At 66.9% G+C, this 15,632-nt stretch carries 11 protein-coding genes, 1 pseudogene and 1 riboswitch; of the genes and pseudogenes, 7 read left to right on the forward strand and 5 right to left on the reverse strand.

Annotated features, from left to right (window positions below; translation table 11 throughout):
- From F3J17_RS11625 to F3J17_RS11635, 3 genes and pseudogenes are all read left to right on the forward strand, one after another.
- A pseudogene (locus F3J17_RS11625) lies at positions 1–643 on the forward strand (peptidase M23); the annotation flags it as partial.
- Between the two features lie 29 nt (positions 644–672).
- Positions 673–3,111: a CHASE2 domain-containing protein gene (locus F3J17_RS11630; protein WP_167057858.1), complete on the forward strand. Its 2,439-nt coding sequence runs from the start codon at positions 673–675 to the stop codon at positions 3,109–3,111.
- Between the two features lie 88 nt (positions 3,112–3,199).
- On the forward strand, positions 3,200–3,820 hold the full coding sequence (locus tag F3J17_RS11635) for a DUF4136 domain-containing protein (RefSeq protein WP_167057860.1): 621 nt from the start codon (positions 3,200–3,202) through the stop codon (positions 3,818–3,820).
- A gap of 17 nt (positions 3,821–3,837) precedes the next feature.
- Here F3J17_RS11635 and bluB read toward each other — a convergent pair whose 3' ends face one another.
- The 4 genes from bluB to F3J17_RS11655 are packed head-to-tail and all read right to left on the reverse strand — an operon-like array spanning position 3,838 to position 6,821.
- Entirely contained in the window at positions 3,838–4,491 is a 654-nt protein-coding gene (bluB, locus tag F3J17_RS11640; RefSeq protein ID WP_167057863.1) for a 5,6-dimethylbenzimidazole synthase, read from the reverse strand.
- Complete coding sequence (locus tag F3J17_RS11645) at positions 4,475–5,785, reverse strand: cobyrinate a,c-diamide synthase (RefSeq protein ID WP_167057865.1); 1,311 nt, start codon at positions 5,783–5,785, stop codon at positions 4,475–4,477. Before F3J17_RS11645 ends, bluB begins: the two co-directional genes overlap by 17 nt.
- Positions 5,786–5,789: 4 nt before the next feature.
- Complete coding sequence (cobO, locus tag F3J17_RS11650) at positions 5,790–6,392, reverse strand: cob(I)yrinic acid a,c-diamide adenosyltransferase (protein WP_167057868.1); 603 nt, start codon at positions 6,390–6,392, stop codon at positions 5,790–5,792.
- A 9-nt stretch (positions 6,393–6,401) separates the two neighbouring features.
- Complete coding sequence (locus tag F3J17_RS11655; RefSeq protein WP_240160949.1) at positions 6,402–6,821, reverse strand: cobalamin biosynthesis protein; 420 nt, start codon at positions 6,819–6,821, stop codon at positions 6,402–6,404.
- 184 nt (positions 6,822–7,005) lie between these two features.
- A riboswitch (cobalamin riboswitch) is annotated at positions 7,006–7,268 on the forward strand.
- A 233-nt stretch (positions 7,269–7,501) separates the two neighbouring features.
- Here F3J17_RS11655 and cobW point away from each other — a divergent pair.
- The 4 genes from cobW to F3J17_RS11675 all read left to right on the forward strand — a co-directional run bounded on the left by cobW (position 7,502) and on the right by F3J17_RS11675 (position 14,180).
- On the forward strand, positions 7,502–8,602 hold the full coding sequence (gene cobW / locus F3J17_RS11660; RefSeq protein ID WP_167057874.1) for a cobalamin biosynthesis protein CobW: 1,101 nt from the start codon (positions 7,502–7,504) through the stop codon (positions 8,600–8,602).
- A 48-nt stretch (positions 8,603–8,650) separates the two neighbouring features.
- Positions 8,651–12,442 carry a cobaltochelatase subunit CobN gene (gene cobN / locus F3J17_RS11665; protein ID WP_167057877.1) on the forward strand — a complete coding sequence of 1,264 codons (3,792 nt, stop codon included), beginning with the start codon at positions 8,651–8,653 and terminating at the stop codon, positions 12,440–12,442.
- Positions 12,443–12,444: 2 nt separating this feature from the next.
- Positions 12,445–13,494 carry an ATP-binding protein gene (locus F3J17_RS11670; protein WP_167057880.1) on the forward strand — a complete coding sequence of 350 codons (1,050 nt, stop codon included), beginning with the start codon at positions 12,445–12,447 and terminating at the stop codon, positions 13,492–13,494.
- A gap of 77 nt (positions 13,495–13,571) precedes the next feature.
- Complete coding sequence (locus F3J17_RS11675) at positions 13,572–14,180, forward strand: VWA domain-containing protein (RefSeq protein ID WP_167058774.1); 609 nt, start codon at positions 13,572–13,574, stop codon at positions 14,178–14,180.
- 20 nt (positions 14,181–14,200) lie between these two features.
- Here the strand turns inward: F3J17_RS11675 and F3J17_RS11680 are convergent, their stop codons facing one another.
- Positions 14,201–15,148, reverse strand: a complete 948-nt coding sequence (locus tag F3J17_RS11680; RefSeq protein WP_167057883.1) for a flagellar brake protein — start codon at positions 15,146–15,148, stop codon at positions 14,201–14,203.
- Positions 15,149–15,632 lie beyond the last annotated feature (484 nt).

Below are 15,632 nucleotides of genomic sequence, written 5' to 3' on the forward strand. Positions count from 1 at the left end.
TCCGCTGGCCGCGTCGACGCAACTCGTTGCGGCCCGTCACGGCAGCCTTACGCTCGCGGGCCGCGCGGTGGGCGGCGCGGTGCCGCTGCTCGACGCGCCCGATCTGCGCAATCCTTCGAAGATCCAGGACGACGCCGTGGTCGCGTTCGATCTCGCGCCGGTCACCGCCGCGCACGGCTATCGCGTGCAGGTCGGTCGCGACGCGGGCCTGCTGGACATGATCCGCGACCTGCGCACCGATACATCTCACATCGACGTGGGTTCTCTCGACGATGGCACGTACTTCGTGCGCCTGTCGGCTATCGACGAAAACGGCCTCGAAGGCATGCCGTCAACGTATGCGTTCGAGCGCCGCCGCGTCTCGCTGAACGCCACGGCGGGACGTGTCGACGGTTCGCGCGACTACGCATTCCGCTGGTTTGTCGAGCGTAGCTCGGGCGACACCCGCTTCCGCTTCGTGCTGGCGGCGTCGTCGGATCTGCACACACCGCTGGTCGATCGCACCGACATCAAGGATGGCGAGGCCGTCGTGCGCGATCTGCCCAAGGGCGTCTACTACTGGACCGTGATCGCCGAGCAGTTCGAGGGCGGTCGCTACTACCAGAAGGCCAGCCCGGTCCAGTCGTTCCGGCTCGACTGGTGAGGCGTGCGCGCATGAGCGCAGGCGCACGCATGAGTCTTCGGCCGGGGCGGCCTGGTCGTCCCGGTCGTCCAGTCGGCCGACGTTTTCTGTTCGAATGGCTGGGCGTGGCGTGCGCGGGCGTCGCCATTGTCCTGCTCAGCGTGCTCACGCACTGGACGCTCAGCGCCGATTCGCTGGTCTATGACCGTTTCCTCGCCGCGCGCGAGCGGCCGGTTTCGCCCGATATCGTGGTCGTGGAAATCGACAACGCCAGCGTCGCCGCGCTGGGGCGCTGGCCCTGGCCGCGCAGCATCCACGCGCAGCTCGTCGATCAACTGGCGAAGGCGGGTGCGGCTGCCGTCGTCTACGACGTGCTCTTCACCGAACCCTCGCCCGACGATGCGCGCTTTGGCGCGGCGCTGCGCGAGCGTCCCGCGTTTCTCCCCGTGCTGCTTTCTCCGGCTGACGAAGCCGCCGATGGCCATCGCCAGGTGGTCAAACCGGTCGCGCCGCTCGCCGACGCCGCAGCGGGTCTTGGCCACATCAATCTCGAAGTCGATAGCGACGGCATCGTGCGCAGCGTCGCGCTGTTCGAAGGCGACGCCCAGCAGCGCTGGCCGCAGCTGATGGAGCCGCTCTGGCGCGCCGCGCGCGACGGCAAGATTGCGCTGGCCGCCACGCCTTACCCGCCGACCGACGCGCTCAAACGCGCGGACGCCAGGGTTCTGCGCACGGGCGACGCCGACAGCGAGGCGCGCTTTCTCCTGCCGTTCAGCCCGACCACGCAGTCGTACCGCAAGGTTTCGTTCGCGCAGGTGCTCGAAGGCCGCGCGCCGCCCGACCTGTTGCGCGGCCGCGTGGCGCTGGTGGGCGTGACCGCTTCCGGCCTTTACGACCGCTTTGCCACGCCGCTTTCGGGCACGCTCGGGCCGATGCCGGGCGTCGATATCCACGCGCTCGTGCTCGATACGCTGCTCACCGGCTCGGCGATCGAACCGGCTTCGCGCATGGCCGTCGTGCTGGCCTCGCTGCTGCCGCTCGCGCTGCTGCTGGCCGGCTTTCTGGTGCTATCGCCGCTGCGCACGCTGTTGCTGCTGCCGTTTCTCGCGCTCGTCACGCTGGCGGCCAGCGCCGCGCTGCTCTATTACGCGCGCATTTGGCTCGCGCCGGTGCCCGCGCTGCTGGCGCTCGCGCTGGTCTATCCGCTCTGGGGCTGGCGACGTCTCGAAATGACGATGGCGTATCTGCGCAAGGAGCTCAAGCAACTCGCCGATGAACCCTATCTGCTCCCGGAAGCGCCCGCGCCCGCGCGCGAGTTTGGCGGCGATGCGCTGGCCCAGCAAATGGCGCTGATGGCGCAGGCCGCGCAGCGCCTGCAGGACATGCGGCGCTTCGTGTGGGACAGCCTCGATTCCGTGCCCGAACCGCTGCTGGTGGCCGATCTGCAAGGCGTCGTGCTGATCGCCAATCACGCGGCGCGCGCGTATTTCGGCCGCCTCAACGTCGATGTCGCCGAAGGGCGGCAGATGAAGGATGTGTTTGGCGATCTCGCGCTCGTCAAGCCGATCGACCCGAATCCGGACACGCTCGCCTTTGCGCACGCACACTGGCCCGCGCCGCTCGATCCTGCGCTGGGCGACTACGCGCAATTGATGGAGCGCGGCGTCGAAGTGCGCGCGCGCGACGGCAGCGATTACCTGCTGCGTTACGCAAGCTGCACCAACGCGCAGGGGCAGGGCGTGGGCTGGATCGCGGGTCTCGTCGACGTGACGGCGCTGCACGACGCCGAACGTCAGCGCGAGGACGCGCTGCGTCTGCTCTCGCACGACATGCGTTCGCCGCAGGCATCGATCGTTGCGCTGGTCGAGACCGAGCGCGAGCGCGGCACGCTTGAAGCCGCGCCAGTGCGCGAAGTGATGGACCGCATCGAGCGCTACGCGCGCCGCTCTCTCACGCTCGCCGACGACTTCGTGCAACTCGCGCGCGCCGAGTCGCAGGTCTACGCGCTGGAGCCCACCAGCCTCACCGAACTCGCCATCGACGCCAGCGACGAAGTCTGGCCGCAGGCCAGCGCCAAGCACATCCACGTCGAGACTGCCTTCGACGAAGAGCAGATGGGCTGGATCAACGCCGATCGCTCGCTGATGACCCGCGCACTCGTCAACCTTCTTAACAATGCGGTGAAATACAGCCCACCAAATACCAGAATTATCTGTAGTATCGCTGTCGTGGAGGGTTCAGCCCCGCGCGTGATCTGCTCGATCCGCGATCAGGGCTACGGCATTCCGCTCGAGGATCAGGCGAAGCTGTTCGAGCCATTCCGCCGTTTTCACGAAGGGCAGCGGCCCGAAGTGAGCGGCGCGGGGCTTGGCATGGCATTCGTGAAGACGGTGGTGACGCGCCATGGCGGCGACGTCCACGTCGAGAGCATGCCGGACCAGGGCACGACGGTAACGATGTCGCTGCCCGCGCTAGAAGCACCGGAATGAGGGCCGCGCGGTCCTTGCCTGCTACATGTCGCCTGACTCCCCCGAGTGTTGCCAGAACCTGCTGGCAAAGATTCCGATGGAGTACCCAGTGAAGTTCCTGATGACGATCTGCACCGTGTCGATGGCGGGCGCGCTGGCCGGTTGCGCCGGCGTGAGCGCCGATGTGCAGGCGAGTGGCGGTTTGCCCTCGATGGGCGCAGCAAGCACGTCCGCCCCGGCATCGACCTACCGTTTCGCACGCACCCCCGCACAGGCCGACGCAGGCGACAACCTGCCTTACGAGGCGTTGCTGCGCGAGGGGCTCGCGCAGCGCGGTTTCCAGCAAGGCGCCGATGCCGCGCGCTATCTTGTCTCCGCCGCGTGGGCGTCGCGGCCCGCCGATGTCACGGTCGCCACCGGCGATTGCAAGGGCGGCTGCGCGCCGGCTGAAGGGCCGTCGCTGCCGTGGTTCGGCCATCGTTACGTCCACACGCTCACGCTGCGCTTTTTCACGCTGCCCGATGGCCAGGAGGCTTACAAGGTCAGCGCCGAAAAGCGCGACCGCAACGCCGATGCGCAACAGGCGCTGCCGTATCTCGTCGCCAGTGCGCTGGCGAAGATGCCTTATGCGGGCGCACCGCAATGGCGCGTGAAGATGAAGGACGCGGCGACGGCGGGCGCAATGCCCGAAGTGACATCGGTTACGCCGGTCTCGCCCGTCGCGCCATAAATGCCAAAAGCGTCGCGTCAGCCTTCGGGCGACGCGGGCCAGCGGTTCTCATAGACACACTCGCCCAGATCCTTGCGTTCGGCCCAATGCTCCATTTCGAGCATCGGCTTCGGATAGAACTCGGCGACATGCCCAACGCACAGGATCGCCACCGGCTTTGCGCCGGGCGGCATGCCCAGCAGCGCGTGCACTTCGTCGACATCGAAGATCGACACCCAGCCCATGCCCAGGCCTTCGGCGCGGGCCGCGAGCCACATGTTCTGGATTGCGCACGCCACCGACGCCAGATCCATTTCCGGCAGCGTGCGGCGACCGAAGACATGCGCCTCGCGGCGGTCCATGAGAGCGACGACCAGCAGTTCGCCGCACTCGCGCATGCCTTCCACTTTGAGCTTCATGAACTCGTCGCGGCGCTTGCCTAGCGCATCGGCGGTTGCGAGGCGTTCGCGCTCGACCGCTTGCTGAAGCGCTTCGCGCACGGCGGCGTCGGTGATGCGCACGATGCGCCAGGGTTGCATGAAGCCCACGCTCGGCGCGTGATGCGCGGCGTCGAGCAGGCGCGCGAGCACTGCCGGATCGACCGGACCGGGCGCGAAATGGCGCATGTCGCGCCGTTCGTAAATCGCGCGGTAAACCGCCGCGCGTTCGGCTTCGTCAAAGGGTTGTGCCATGGAACAGGGCGGCCGCGAAGGCCGGATTGGAAGGCCAGTAGGCGTGCATATAGGTCGCGGTAATCGAACCGTGGCGATAGAGCGCTTCGCCGTCCGCGCCGGTCTGGGCGTGGCGCGAGCGCAGTGTGGGCGCAAGCGGCGTGCTTACGCGCGAATAGTGGAACGTGTGGCCCGTGAGCGTGCCGTGCACGCCGTCCAGCCCTTGCATGCCGAGCGCCGCGAAGCGCTTTTGCATCGCGGCGGCGCCTGGTAGCAGGCCGAGCATCGGCGTGCGCGTGCCGTCAACGGTGGTGAGCGCGTCGAGCAGATACAGCATGCCGCCGCATTCGGCGACGAGCGGTTTGTTTGCTTCGACGTGCGCCTTGAGCGATGCGGCGCTGCGCGCGTTGGCCGCGAGCGTCGCCGCGTGCAGTTCGGGATAGCCGCCGGGCAGATAGACGGCGCTGGCATCCGCGGGCGCGGCTTCATCGGCGAGCGGCGAGAAGAAGCTCAAACGCGCGCCGAGCGTTTCCAGCAACGCGAGGTTCGCCGGATAGATGAACGAAAACGCAGCGTCGCGCGCCACCGCGATGTGCTGACCATCGAGCAGGCGTGGCAGCGCGGCTTGCGTTTCTGGCGCGTCGAACGTTACGGCGGGCGGCAGATCGGCCAGCGCGGTTTGGGTGAGCGCGTCGGCGGCGCGATCAATGCGCGCGTCGAGATCGGCGATTTCGCTGGCCTGATGCAGGCCCAGATGACGATCGGGCAACGAGAACTGCGCGTCGCTCGCAACATGGCCGAGCCAGCGGATATCCGCCGGCAACCCTTCCTGCAACATCTGCGCATGACGCGCGGAACCCACGCGATTGGCCAGCACGCCATGGAACGGCACGTCGGCGCGATAGCGCGCGAGGCCGAAGGCAATCGCGCCGAAAGTCTGCGCCATCGAATTCGCGCCGATCACCGCCGCCACCGGCACGCCGAACTTCGCGGCCAGATCGGCGCTGCTGGGTGTGCCGTCGTAGAGGCCCATCACGCCTTCGATCAGGATCAGATCGGCCTCGCTTGCCGCCTGCGAGAGCAGCGCGCAGCAGCCCGCTTCGCCCACCATCCACAGATCGAGCGACATGACTGGCGCGCCGCTTGCGCGCGCGAGGATCATCGGATCGAGAAAATCCGGGCCGGTCTTGAACACGCGCACGCGCCGCCCCTGGCGGCGGTGCAGACGCGCCAGCCCGGCGGTGAGCGTGGTCTTGCCCTGGCCCGATGCGGGCGCGCTGATGAACAGCGCCGGGCATGAAACCTTCGCGTTCATGACGTCAGAACTCCACGCCCTTTTGCGCTTTCACGCCTTGCTCGCGGTACGGATGCTTGACGAGGCGCATTTCGGTGACGAGGTCGGCGGCTTCGATCAGCGCGTCGGGCGCGTGACGGCCGGTCACGACCACGTGCTGCATCGGCCCGCGCGCGGTGAGCACTTCGAGCACTTCGTCGAGCGGCAGGTACTCGTACTTGAGCACCGTGTTCAGCTCGTCGAGGATCACCATGGCGTACTCGCCGCTCTCGATCATGCGCTTCGCTTCGTCCCAGCCCTTGCGCGCGGTGGCCACGTCGGCGTCGCGGTTCTGGGTGTTCCAGGTGTAGCCGTCGCCCATCGTCACGAAGTCGCACTGCGCGACGCTCGCGAGGAAGTCGCGCTCGGATGTATGCAGCGCGCCCTTGATGAACTGCACGACGCCCAGCTTCATGCCGTGGCCGAGCACGCGCACCGCCATGCCGAACGCCGCGGTGGTCTTGCCTTTGCCGGTGCCGGTGTTGACGATCAGGAGGCCTTTTTCGTGCGTCGCGGCGGCCTGCTTCTTTTCGTGGCCTTCGCGGCGGCGCTGGGTCATGCGCTGGTGCGATTCGGGATCGGTTTTCATCGTCGCGGATCAGTCCTGTTTTGCGGTCTGGGTTGTTGAGTTCGGGATTGCGGCGAGCGCCACCGTCACGCCGTCGAGCGCGATTTTGGCGCGCACGAGCGCACCGCCATTCGCGGCCAGACGCGCGCACGGTTCGCACACGCCCGCCACGCCAAAACGCACCTGCGCAGCGGCGCTCGGCGCCGATTGCATGGCGTCGGTTTCAAGCGCGGTTTCAAGCGCGGCCACCTGCTCGCGCGTGAAGGCGCGCAGCGGCAGCGCATGCGCGGCGCAGAACGCGAGCAGTGCGGGTTCGGCGGCTTTCGCGTCGAGCGTGGCCACCACTTTCACCTGCGCGAACGTGCGTCCGGACAGCGCGGCCTGCACCGCCGCCTCGATCTGCGCGAGCGTCACGCCGCTGCGGCAGCCAACGCCTAAGGCTAGCGGCAGATCGGCGGGGGCGTCGGGCAAGGTGTCGGAGGTGTGGGAGTGGTTCACGTGAAGGCGGGCGGCTGCGTTTTCCGCGCGATTGTGAAGATAGCGCATCAAACTGCGCGCTACGATAGCACACGCTCAAGCGCCCGCAGCGCGGCTCCAGCGGCGGCGTCCGGTTGACGCAGGGGGGCCCCGCGCCTACACTCGCACGCACTCTGGTGCTCGCGTGCGCGATCGATCTGCACGCGGTTAAACGGGAATCAGGGAGCTATCGCGCAGGGTAGATACGATGCGATGGCCAGCCTGAACTGCACCCGCAACGGTACAACGAGCGCATCAGCCGCAAGCCGATGCACGCCGCTTCAAGGTACGCCACTGCGCGAGCGGGCCACAAGGCCGCGCGTGGGAAGGCGAAGCGGCGTTTCGTCAGTCCGGATACCGGCCAGATACGCGGGACGCGCGCTGCGGGAATGCGGCGCACCGTCCATGATTTCCATGCGTCAGCCGGGTTGGGCCCGCGACGCGCCTTCGCCCAAAGCCTTGTTTTGCCTTGATTTATCGCGTGACGCCTGCCCAGCGGCCGGCGCGCAACGCGTTCAATCCTGTTGAACCAGCAAGACGTCAGCGAAGACGCTCAAGGCCCATACCGTGCGCGGCGCAATCCACCTGCGGCCCACGCGCCGAAGGAGCACCTCATGCAAATGCGCAAGATCCCCGTCACCATCATCACCGGTTTTCTCGGCAGCGGTAAAACCACGCTGATGCGTCACATCCTCCAGCACGCTGGCGGCCTGCGCGTCGCGGTCATCGTCAACGAATTCGGCGAACTCGGCATCGACGGCGAAATCCTGCGCGGTTGCGGTATCGGCTGCGACGAGAACGGCAACGAAACGGAAGGCCAGCTCTACGAACTCGCCAACGGCTGCCTGTGCTGCACGGTGCAGGAAGAATTCTTCCCGGTGATGGAGCAACTGCTCGAACGCCGCGGCGACATCGACCACGTGCTGATCGAAACCTCGGGCCTCGCGCTGCCCAAGCCGCTGGTGCAGGCCTTCAACTGGCCGTCGATCCGCAACGCCTTTACCGTCGATGCGGTCGTGACGGTGGTCGATGGTCCCGCCGCCGCGAGCGGCCAGTTCGCGGCCAACCCGCAGGCCGTGGACGAGCAGCGCCGCGCCGATCCGAATCTCGACCACGAATCGCCGCTGCATGAGCTGTTCGAAGACCAGCTTTCGGCCGCCGATCTCGTCATCCTCAACAAGACCGATCTGATCGATGAAGCGGGCCAGGACGCGCTCATCGCCGAACTGCGCGAAGAACTGCCGCCGCAGGTGAAGATCGTGCGCGCGCAACATGGCCAGCTCGATCTGCACACGCTGCTGGGTCTGGAAGCCGCTTCGGAAGAAAGCATCCATCTGCGCCACGACCATCACGGTTCGGCCGACGATGCCGACCATCATCACGACGAGTTCGATTCGGTGGTGGTGGAAGGCGCGGTGGCGTCGCGCGAGATCGCGATCGCCGCGCTGCAAAAGCTCGTCGACGGTCACACGATCTATCGCGCGAAGGGCTTCGCCGCGCTGCCGGGCGCGCCGATGCGTCTGGTGATCCAGGGCGTGGGGCGCCGCTTCGACAGCTACTTCGACCGCCGCTGGAACGCGCAGGAAAGCGCGGCGCTGGCGGACGGCAAGCTGGCGAGCCGCTTCGTGCTGATCGGCGAAGACCTCGACGCGGCCACGCTGCAAAGCGCGTTCGACGCGGCGCTGGCGGCTGTCGCGCACGCAGTCACGCAGTAAGCGTGCTTCGGCACGCCTCTATTTCAAGCTTGCACTGACGGAACCGCCATGCATCTTTTGCGCACCACACCGGGCGGTTTCGTCGACGATACGCAGGGCGTCATCCGCATCGACCAGCAGCCCGCCGAAATCGTCGTGCTGAGTTCCGCCGATACCACGCTCGCCCTGCTTGCGAGCGTCGTGCCGCGTCTGCCTGAGGGCTTTCCCAGCGTGCGGCTCGCCAACGTGACGTATCTGCGCCAGCCCGCATCGGTGGACTTTTACGTCGACGATGTCTTGCAGCACGCGAAGGTGGTGGTGGTCGACCACCTGGGCGGCGAGGCCTACTGGCCGTACGGCATCGAGCAGGTGACGACGCTGGCCGAACGGCGCGGCCAGTTGCTCGCGATGTTCTCGGGCGACTTGCAGGAAGATCCCAATCTGATCGCCAAAAGCCGCGCGGAACCGGAGTTTTGCCGCCTGCTGTGGCGTTATCTGCGCGAAGGCGGCGCGGCCAATGCCGAAGGTTTTTTGCGCGCGCTCGCGTGGCATGCGTTCGGCTTTGGCGCGGAACCGCCGCCGCCGGTCGTGCTGCCCGCTGCTTCGCTTTACCATCCGTCGCGCGACGTGGCGACCGTCGAGGACTGGCGCGCGCGCTGGACGCCCGGCGCGCCCGTCGTGGCGATCCTGTTTTACAAGGCGCATTTGCAGGCTGCCAACACGGCCGCCTTCGATGCGCTGATCGACGCCTTGATCGAGCGCGGCCTCAACCCGCTGCCGCTCGCCATCACCTCGCTCAAGGACGCCATCAGCCGCGATGTGCTCGACCGCCTCGCGGCGGAGCACGATATCGCGCTGGTGCTCAACACGACGGCGTTCGCGGCCTCGTCGCTCGACGATCCGGAGCCGCTCGCGCTCGCGGGCGATGCGCCCGTGCTTCAGGTGATCCTGAGCGGCGGCAATCGCGATGACTGGCTCAAGGACAACCACGGCCTGAATTCGCGCGACATCGCCATGCATATCGCGTTGCCCGAAGTCGATGGCCGCGTGATTACGCGCGCGATCAGCTTCAAGGGCCTGGCGTACCACTGCAAAGAGACGCAAGTGGATGTCGTGCGCTATCAGCCCGATGCCGAACGCGTGGCCTTCGTGGCCGAACTCGCGCGCCGCTGGTGCCGTCTGCGCACGCTGCCGAACGCGGAGAAGAAGCTCGCGCTGGTGCTGGCCAACTATCCGATGAGCGAAGGGCGCATCGGCAACGGCGTGGGGCTGGATACGCCGGCTTCGGTGGTGAACATCCTGCGCATGCTGGCCGACGAAGGCTATCGCGTGGGCGATCTGCCTGAAGACGGCGCAGCGCTGATGAACACGCTCACGCAGGGCGTGACCAACGATCCGGACACGCGCGCGCTGCGGCCCGCGTGGCAAAGCCTGTCGATCGACGATTACCGCGCGCATTTCGCGCAACTGCCCGTGGAAGCACAGAACGCGCTGATCGCGCGCTGGGGCGCGCCCGAGCAGGACCCGACCGTGCGCCGTGGCCGCTTCATGATTGCGGGCTGGCGCTGCGGGCAGGTGTTCGTCGGCATCCAGCCGTCGCGTTCGCGCGGCGACGACAGCTACGCCAATTATCACGACGCCGATCTGGTGCCGCCGCACGCGTATCTGGCGTTCTATTTCTGGCTGCGCGAGCACTTTGGCATCGACGCGATTGCGCACGTGGGCAAGCACGGCAATCTCGAATGGCTGCCGGGCAAAAGCGTGGCGCTCGCCGATACCTGTTGGCCCGACATGGCGCTCGGGCCGCTGCCGCATCTTTATCCGTTCATCGTCAACGATCCGGGCGAGGGCAGCCAGGCCAAGCGCCGCGCTCAGGCCGTGATCGTCGATCATCTGATGCCGCCGCTCACGCGCGCGGAAAACTACGGGCCGTTGCAGGACCTGGAGCGTCAGGTCGATGAGTATTACGAAGCATTGATGGTGGACCCGCGCCGCGCCAAGCTGCTGCGCAAGACGATTCTGGCGACCATCATCGAGCACAAGTTGCACGAGGAATTGAGCGTGGCCGCGCCGCAGGACCAGCAGGGCGAGGACGAACTGCTCACGCGCGCCGATGCTTATCTGTGCGAACTGAAGGAAGCGCAGATCCGCGACGGGCTGCATACCTTCGGCGAATCGCCGCAAGGCACGCAGCGGCGCGATACGCTGCTCGCGCTCGGACGTTATGCGTGCGGCGACGGGCAGGGCGCGAATGCGGGTTTGATCGACGCACTGGCGCGCGATTTCGGCATCGATCATCTGCTGGAAGCGGCGACTGTCGATTGGGCTGCGCCGTGGACTGGTGCGCGTCCATTGCCGCTTGAGCAAGCCATCGACGCGCCGTGGCGTCATGCGGGCGATACGCGTGAGCGTCTGGAAGCGCTGGCGGCCAAGTTGCTCGCGCGCGCTTGCGAAGAGGCGAACGCTTTAGGCGAAATCGCTTCGATGCTGCCGCGCGCCGCGCTTGTCATCGCCCGTTTGCGCGACGATGTTTTGCCGCGTCTCGACGCATGTGGGCGCGAAGAATTGCGCCAGTTGAGGCGCGGTTTCGAAGGCCGTTTCGTGCCGCCTGGCCCGAGCGGTTCGCCTTCGCGCGGCCGCCCCGATGTGCTGCCCACGGGCCGTAACTTCTACTCGGTCGACACGCGCGCGATCCCGACGCAGGCCGCATGGTCGCTCGGTTTGAAGTCGGCGCAACAGCTGATCGAGCGGCATTTGCAGGAACACGGCGATTATCCGCGCGCCATCGGTCTTTCTGTGTGGGGCACGGCCACCATGCGCACGGGCGGCGACGATATCGCCCAGGCGCTCGCGTTGATCGGCGCGCGTCCCAAATGGGCGGCGGGCAGCCAGCGCGTGATCGACTTCGAAATCATGCCGGTGGAAGCGCTTGACCGGCCGCGCATCGACGTGACGTTGCGCGTGTCGGGCTTTTTCCGCGACGCGTTTCCGAACGTGATGCATCTGTTCGACGCCGCCGTGCAGGCCGTGGCCGAACTCGACGAGCCGGAGCATCTGAACCCGCTGCGTGCGCGCATCCAGCGCGAGCGCGACGCCCTGATCGCCGATGGCATGGAAGCAGGCGAAGCGCGCCGCCGCGCAGGCTGGCGCGTATTCAGCGCGAAGCCGGGCGCGTACGGCGCGGGCCTGCAATCGATGATCGATCACCGCCAATGGCAGACCGATGCCGATCTCGCGCTCGCGTATCAGGCATGGGGCGGCTACGCCTACGCACAGAAAACCGGCGGCGACGAAGCGCGCGATGCCTTCCGCAAACGCCTCGCCTCGATCGACGTGATCCTGCAGAACCAGGATAACCGCGAGCACGATCTGCTCGACTCGAACGATTACTACCAGTTCCAGGGCGGCATGGCGGCGGCGGCCCGGCACTTCTCGCAGGCGCAGCCCACGATGTATCACGCCGATCACAGCAACCCCGCCGCGCCGCGCATCCGGCCGCTGCATGAGGAGATCGCGCGCGTGATCCGCTCGCGCGTGGTGAACCCCAAGTGGATCGACGGCGTGAAGCGCCACGGCTACAAGGGTGCGGCGGAAATGGCCGCGACTGTCGATTATCTGTTTGGCTATGACGCGACCGCGCGTGTGGTGGGCGATCATCAATACGCACTGGTTGCCGATGCCTACGTGCACGATGACGACACGCGCGCCTTCATGCAGCGCCACAATCCGAATGCTTTGCACGCGATCTGCGAACGACTGATCGAAGCGATGCAGCGTGGGTTGTGGCAGGAGCCGGGCGAACATCGCGCGCAAATCGAACAGCGTCTGCTCGAAACCGGGCAGCAGATGGAAGGACAGTGACCATGAACGTAGCGGCGGCGCGTCCCGCGTTTCCCTTCACCGCGCTGGTCGGTCAGGCGGCGTTGCAGCGCGCCTTGCTGCTGGCGGCCATCGATCCCGCGATTGGCGGCGTGCTCGTGAGCGGGCCGCGCGGCACCGCGAAATCGACGGCGGCGCGCGCATTGGCCGCGCTGTTACCCGACGGCGCCTTCGTCACGCTGCCGCTGGGCGCAAGCGAGGAAAAACTGATCGGCACGCTCGATCTGGAAGCCGCGCTGCGCGAGAGCGCGGTGCGTTTCGCGCCAGGACTGCTCGCACGCGCGCACGACGGCGTGCTTTACGTCGATGAAGTGAACCTGCTGCCCGATGCGCTCGTCGATGCCTTGCTCGATGTGGCGGCAAGCGGTGTGAACACGGTCGAGCGCGATGGCGTTTCGCATACGCACGAGGCGCGATTCGTGCTGGTTGGCACCATGAATCCGGAAGAGGGGGAGTTGCGCCCGCAACTATTGGACCGCTTCGGTCTGATGGTCGAACTCGACAATCGCTACGACACGGCTGAACGACAACGCATCGTCAAGGCGCGGCTCGCTTTCGATGCGAATCCGCAGGCGTTTTGCGCGGCGCAGGCCGAGGCCCAGAATGCGCTGGCAGCGCGTATCGCAGCGGCGCGTGCTGCGCTCGAATCGCTGGCGTGGAGCGACGCCGTGCATGAACGCGCGGCGCAACTGTGCGTGGAAGCGGCAGTCGACGGCATGCGCGCCGATCTCGTGATGCTGCGCGCGGCGCGTGCGCTGGCGGCGTTCGAAGGCGCGTCGCAGATCACGCCCGAACACGTCGATCAGGTGGCCGATGCGGTGCTTTTGCATCGGCGGCGCGCGTTGCCGGAGCAGCCGCAACAGCTACCGCAACAATTAACGCAACAACAGCCGCCGCATCACGACAAAACGCGAGACAACCCGCAGTCCGAAGCAAATTCGGACCCGCAATCGGATTGGGGCGAACTGCCGCCCGAGCCCGTCACTGCGAAAGCGGTCAAAGGCGTGATCCCGCTGCCCGCAAAAAAACGCTGACCCGTCGGGCAAGGACCGCCGCCCAGGCACAGGGCGGCGCACGACGGCGTGAAGGTCCAGGAACTGCGCGAGCGCGCATCGCGCACGACCCCGCGCGTGGCGCACGCCTCGCCTGGCCCGCCACGCTCGCGGCCAAGCGCGGGACTGCGCTGCGCGCGGAACATCTGCGTTACGCGCAGCGCAAGACCGGCACCGGCGCACTGCATTGCTTTGTTCTCGATTGTTCGGCGTCGATGCTCGCGCACGGCCAGCTTGCGCTCGCCAAGGGGCTGCTGATCGCGCTGTTCGATCGCGCGCGCGCTGAGCGCGTGGAAGTGGCCTTGATCTGCTTTGGCGGCGCGCAGGCCGAACTACGGTTCGGGCCTGCGGTGCCGCGCTGGTGGAACGAGCGCTGGCTTGCGCCCATTGGCGGCGGAGGCGGCACGCCGCTCGACGCCGGTATCGCGCGCGCCTCGCAACTGCTCGACGCGACAGCGCGGCGCGACCCCGCGCGTGAACGTCACCTCTGGCTCTTCAGCGACGGCCGTACCACGCAATGGCCCGCGCGCCCGCGCCAGGCGGACCACATCACCGTGGTCGATTGCGAGGCTGCCAACGTGCGCCTCGGGCGCTGCCACGCACTGGCGCAGGCCTGGCAGGGCGAGTGCGTCGATGTGGACGCATTGATCGCTCCGTCGCTTACGTAGCGTCCGGCGCTTCCGGCGATCTAGCGCGCCGCGCCGGTCCAGTACAGCACGTCGTCCTGACGATCGAACACGTAGACCTTCATCGCCATCTGGTCGGCGGGCGAGAGATGATCGAGTTCGAGACCGAGCGTGACGAGCGGCTCGGGGCCGTCTTCCTGGTGCACATTGCGCACGACTGCGCTGGTTTCGATGGTCGAATCGAGTTCGCCCGAGCGCAGCCGCCAGGCCACGCGCAGACGCTCGCCGACCTTGGCGAGCGCCCACGGCGCGGCGATCGACAGCCCGAGCGCGCTGACGCCGCGCGCGAGCGCGACACCCTGATACCCCTCGGATTCTTCGCCGATGCCATACCGCACCGGAAACTGCGCGCGTACGCGGATCGATTTGCGCTCGCGCAGCATGCGGATATTGGCGGGCTTCGAGAGCAGCAGGTAGCCCAGTGGCGCCTGATACATCGCGTGAATCGTGCAGACGAAGCGGTAGACGGCGTGGCTCGCGATCGCGACGATTTCGACGTTTTCGCCGGGGGTGATTTCGATGGGGCGACGGTCGACGTAAGGCAGCGTGACGAAGATTGCCTCATTGGGCGCGACGCCGATCAGCTTGCACGGATGCATGGGCGCGCCGCTCGCGCCCTGTTGCGGGCGCAGGCCCATTAGCGCGCCGATGGTCAGGTGTAGATCGCGGACGGCGAGTGCGGTGTCCTGTTCCTGGGGTTTGACCGGGGCGCTGGCGGGCGGCTCGCGGTCGCCGCGCTGCGGGGCGAAGTGGCGGAACAGGAAGGCGCGTTCCATTTCGCCTACGAGTGTCGCGCCGGCGTCGAGTAGCGGCGTGCCGTCGGCATCGATCAGGGGCCAGTCTAGGGGCTGGCCTAGGGCGATGTCGGCGGGAGTTAGTATGGTGGGGGCGTCCTCGGTGGCCGCTGTCTGAGGAGTGGTAGCCTCGGTGGCTTCAGTGCTATCGGTCATCGGCGCGCGTCCTGCGAGTGATGGGATCACTGTGTTTACGGCGCTGGGGGGTGAAGTTTTAGGGTTGGGGTTTGGGGTTATGCTGGGTGGATTTTTTTGTTGGCATTTTTTTGGGCATTTCCTTGTTTTCGTGTCGGTCTATTAGCGTTGCCCCTGTGCGGGGCGGCACTTACTTTTCTTTGCCGCGGCAAAGAAAAGTAAGCAAAAGAAAGCCGCTCACACCGCTAATGTGACGCCGTCCACCACTAGCCTTTAATCGGAGTGGTGACTGGGCATTGCTCGCACCACGCGCCCAATAGCGGAGTGACAAGGCAGTCATGCATTCCGTTGCTCGCTGCGCGCGCAACGGTTGGGTATGCGAGGGAAGGCGCAAACCTTCGGTTTTGGCTATGCCCTTCGGGGCGCTTGCGCCCCCGGATGTGCGAGCGTTTCCACTCCGATATTGGGCGCGTGGTGCGGGCGCTGCCCGGGCGCCACTCTGTTC

The sequence above is a fragment of the Burkholderia sp. Ax-1719 genome (assembly GCF_011753055.1).
Lineage (GTDB): Bacteria > Pseudomonadota > Gammaproteobacteria > Burkholderiales > Burkholderiaceae > Paraburkholderia.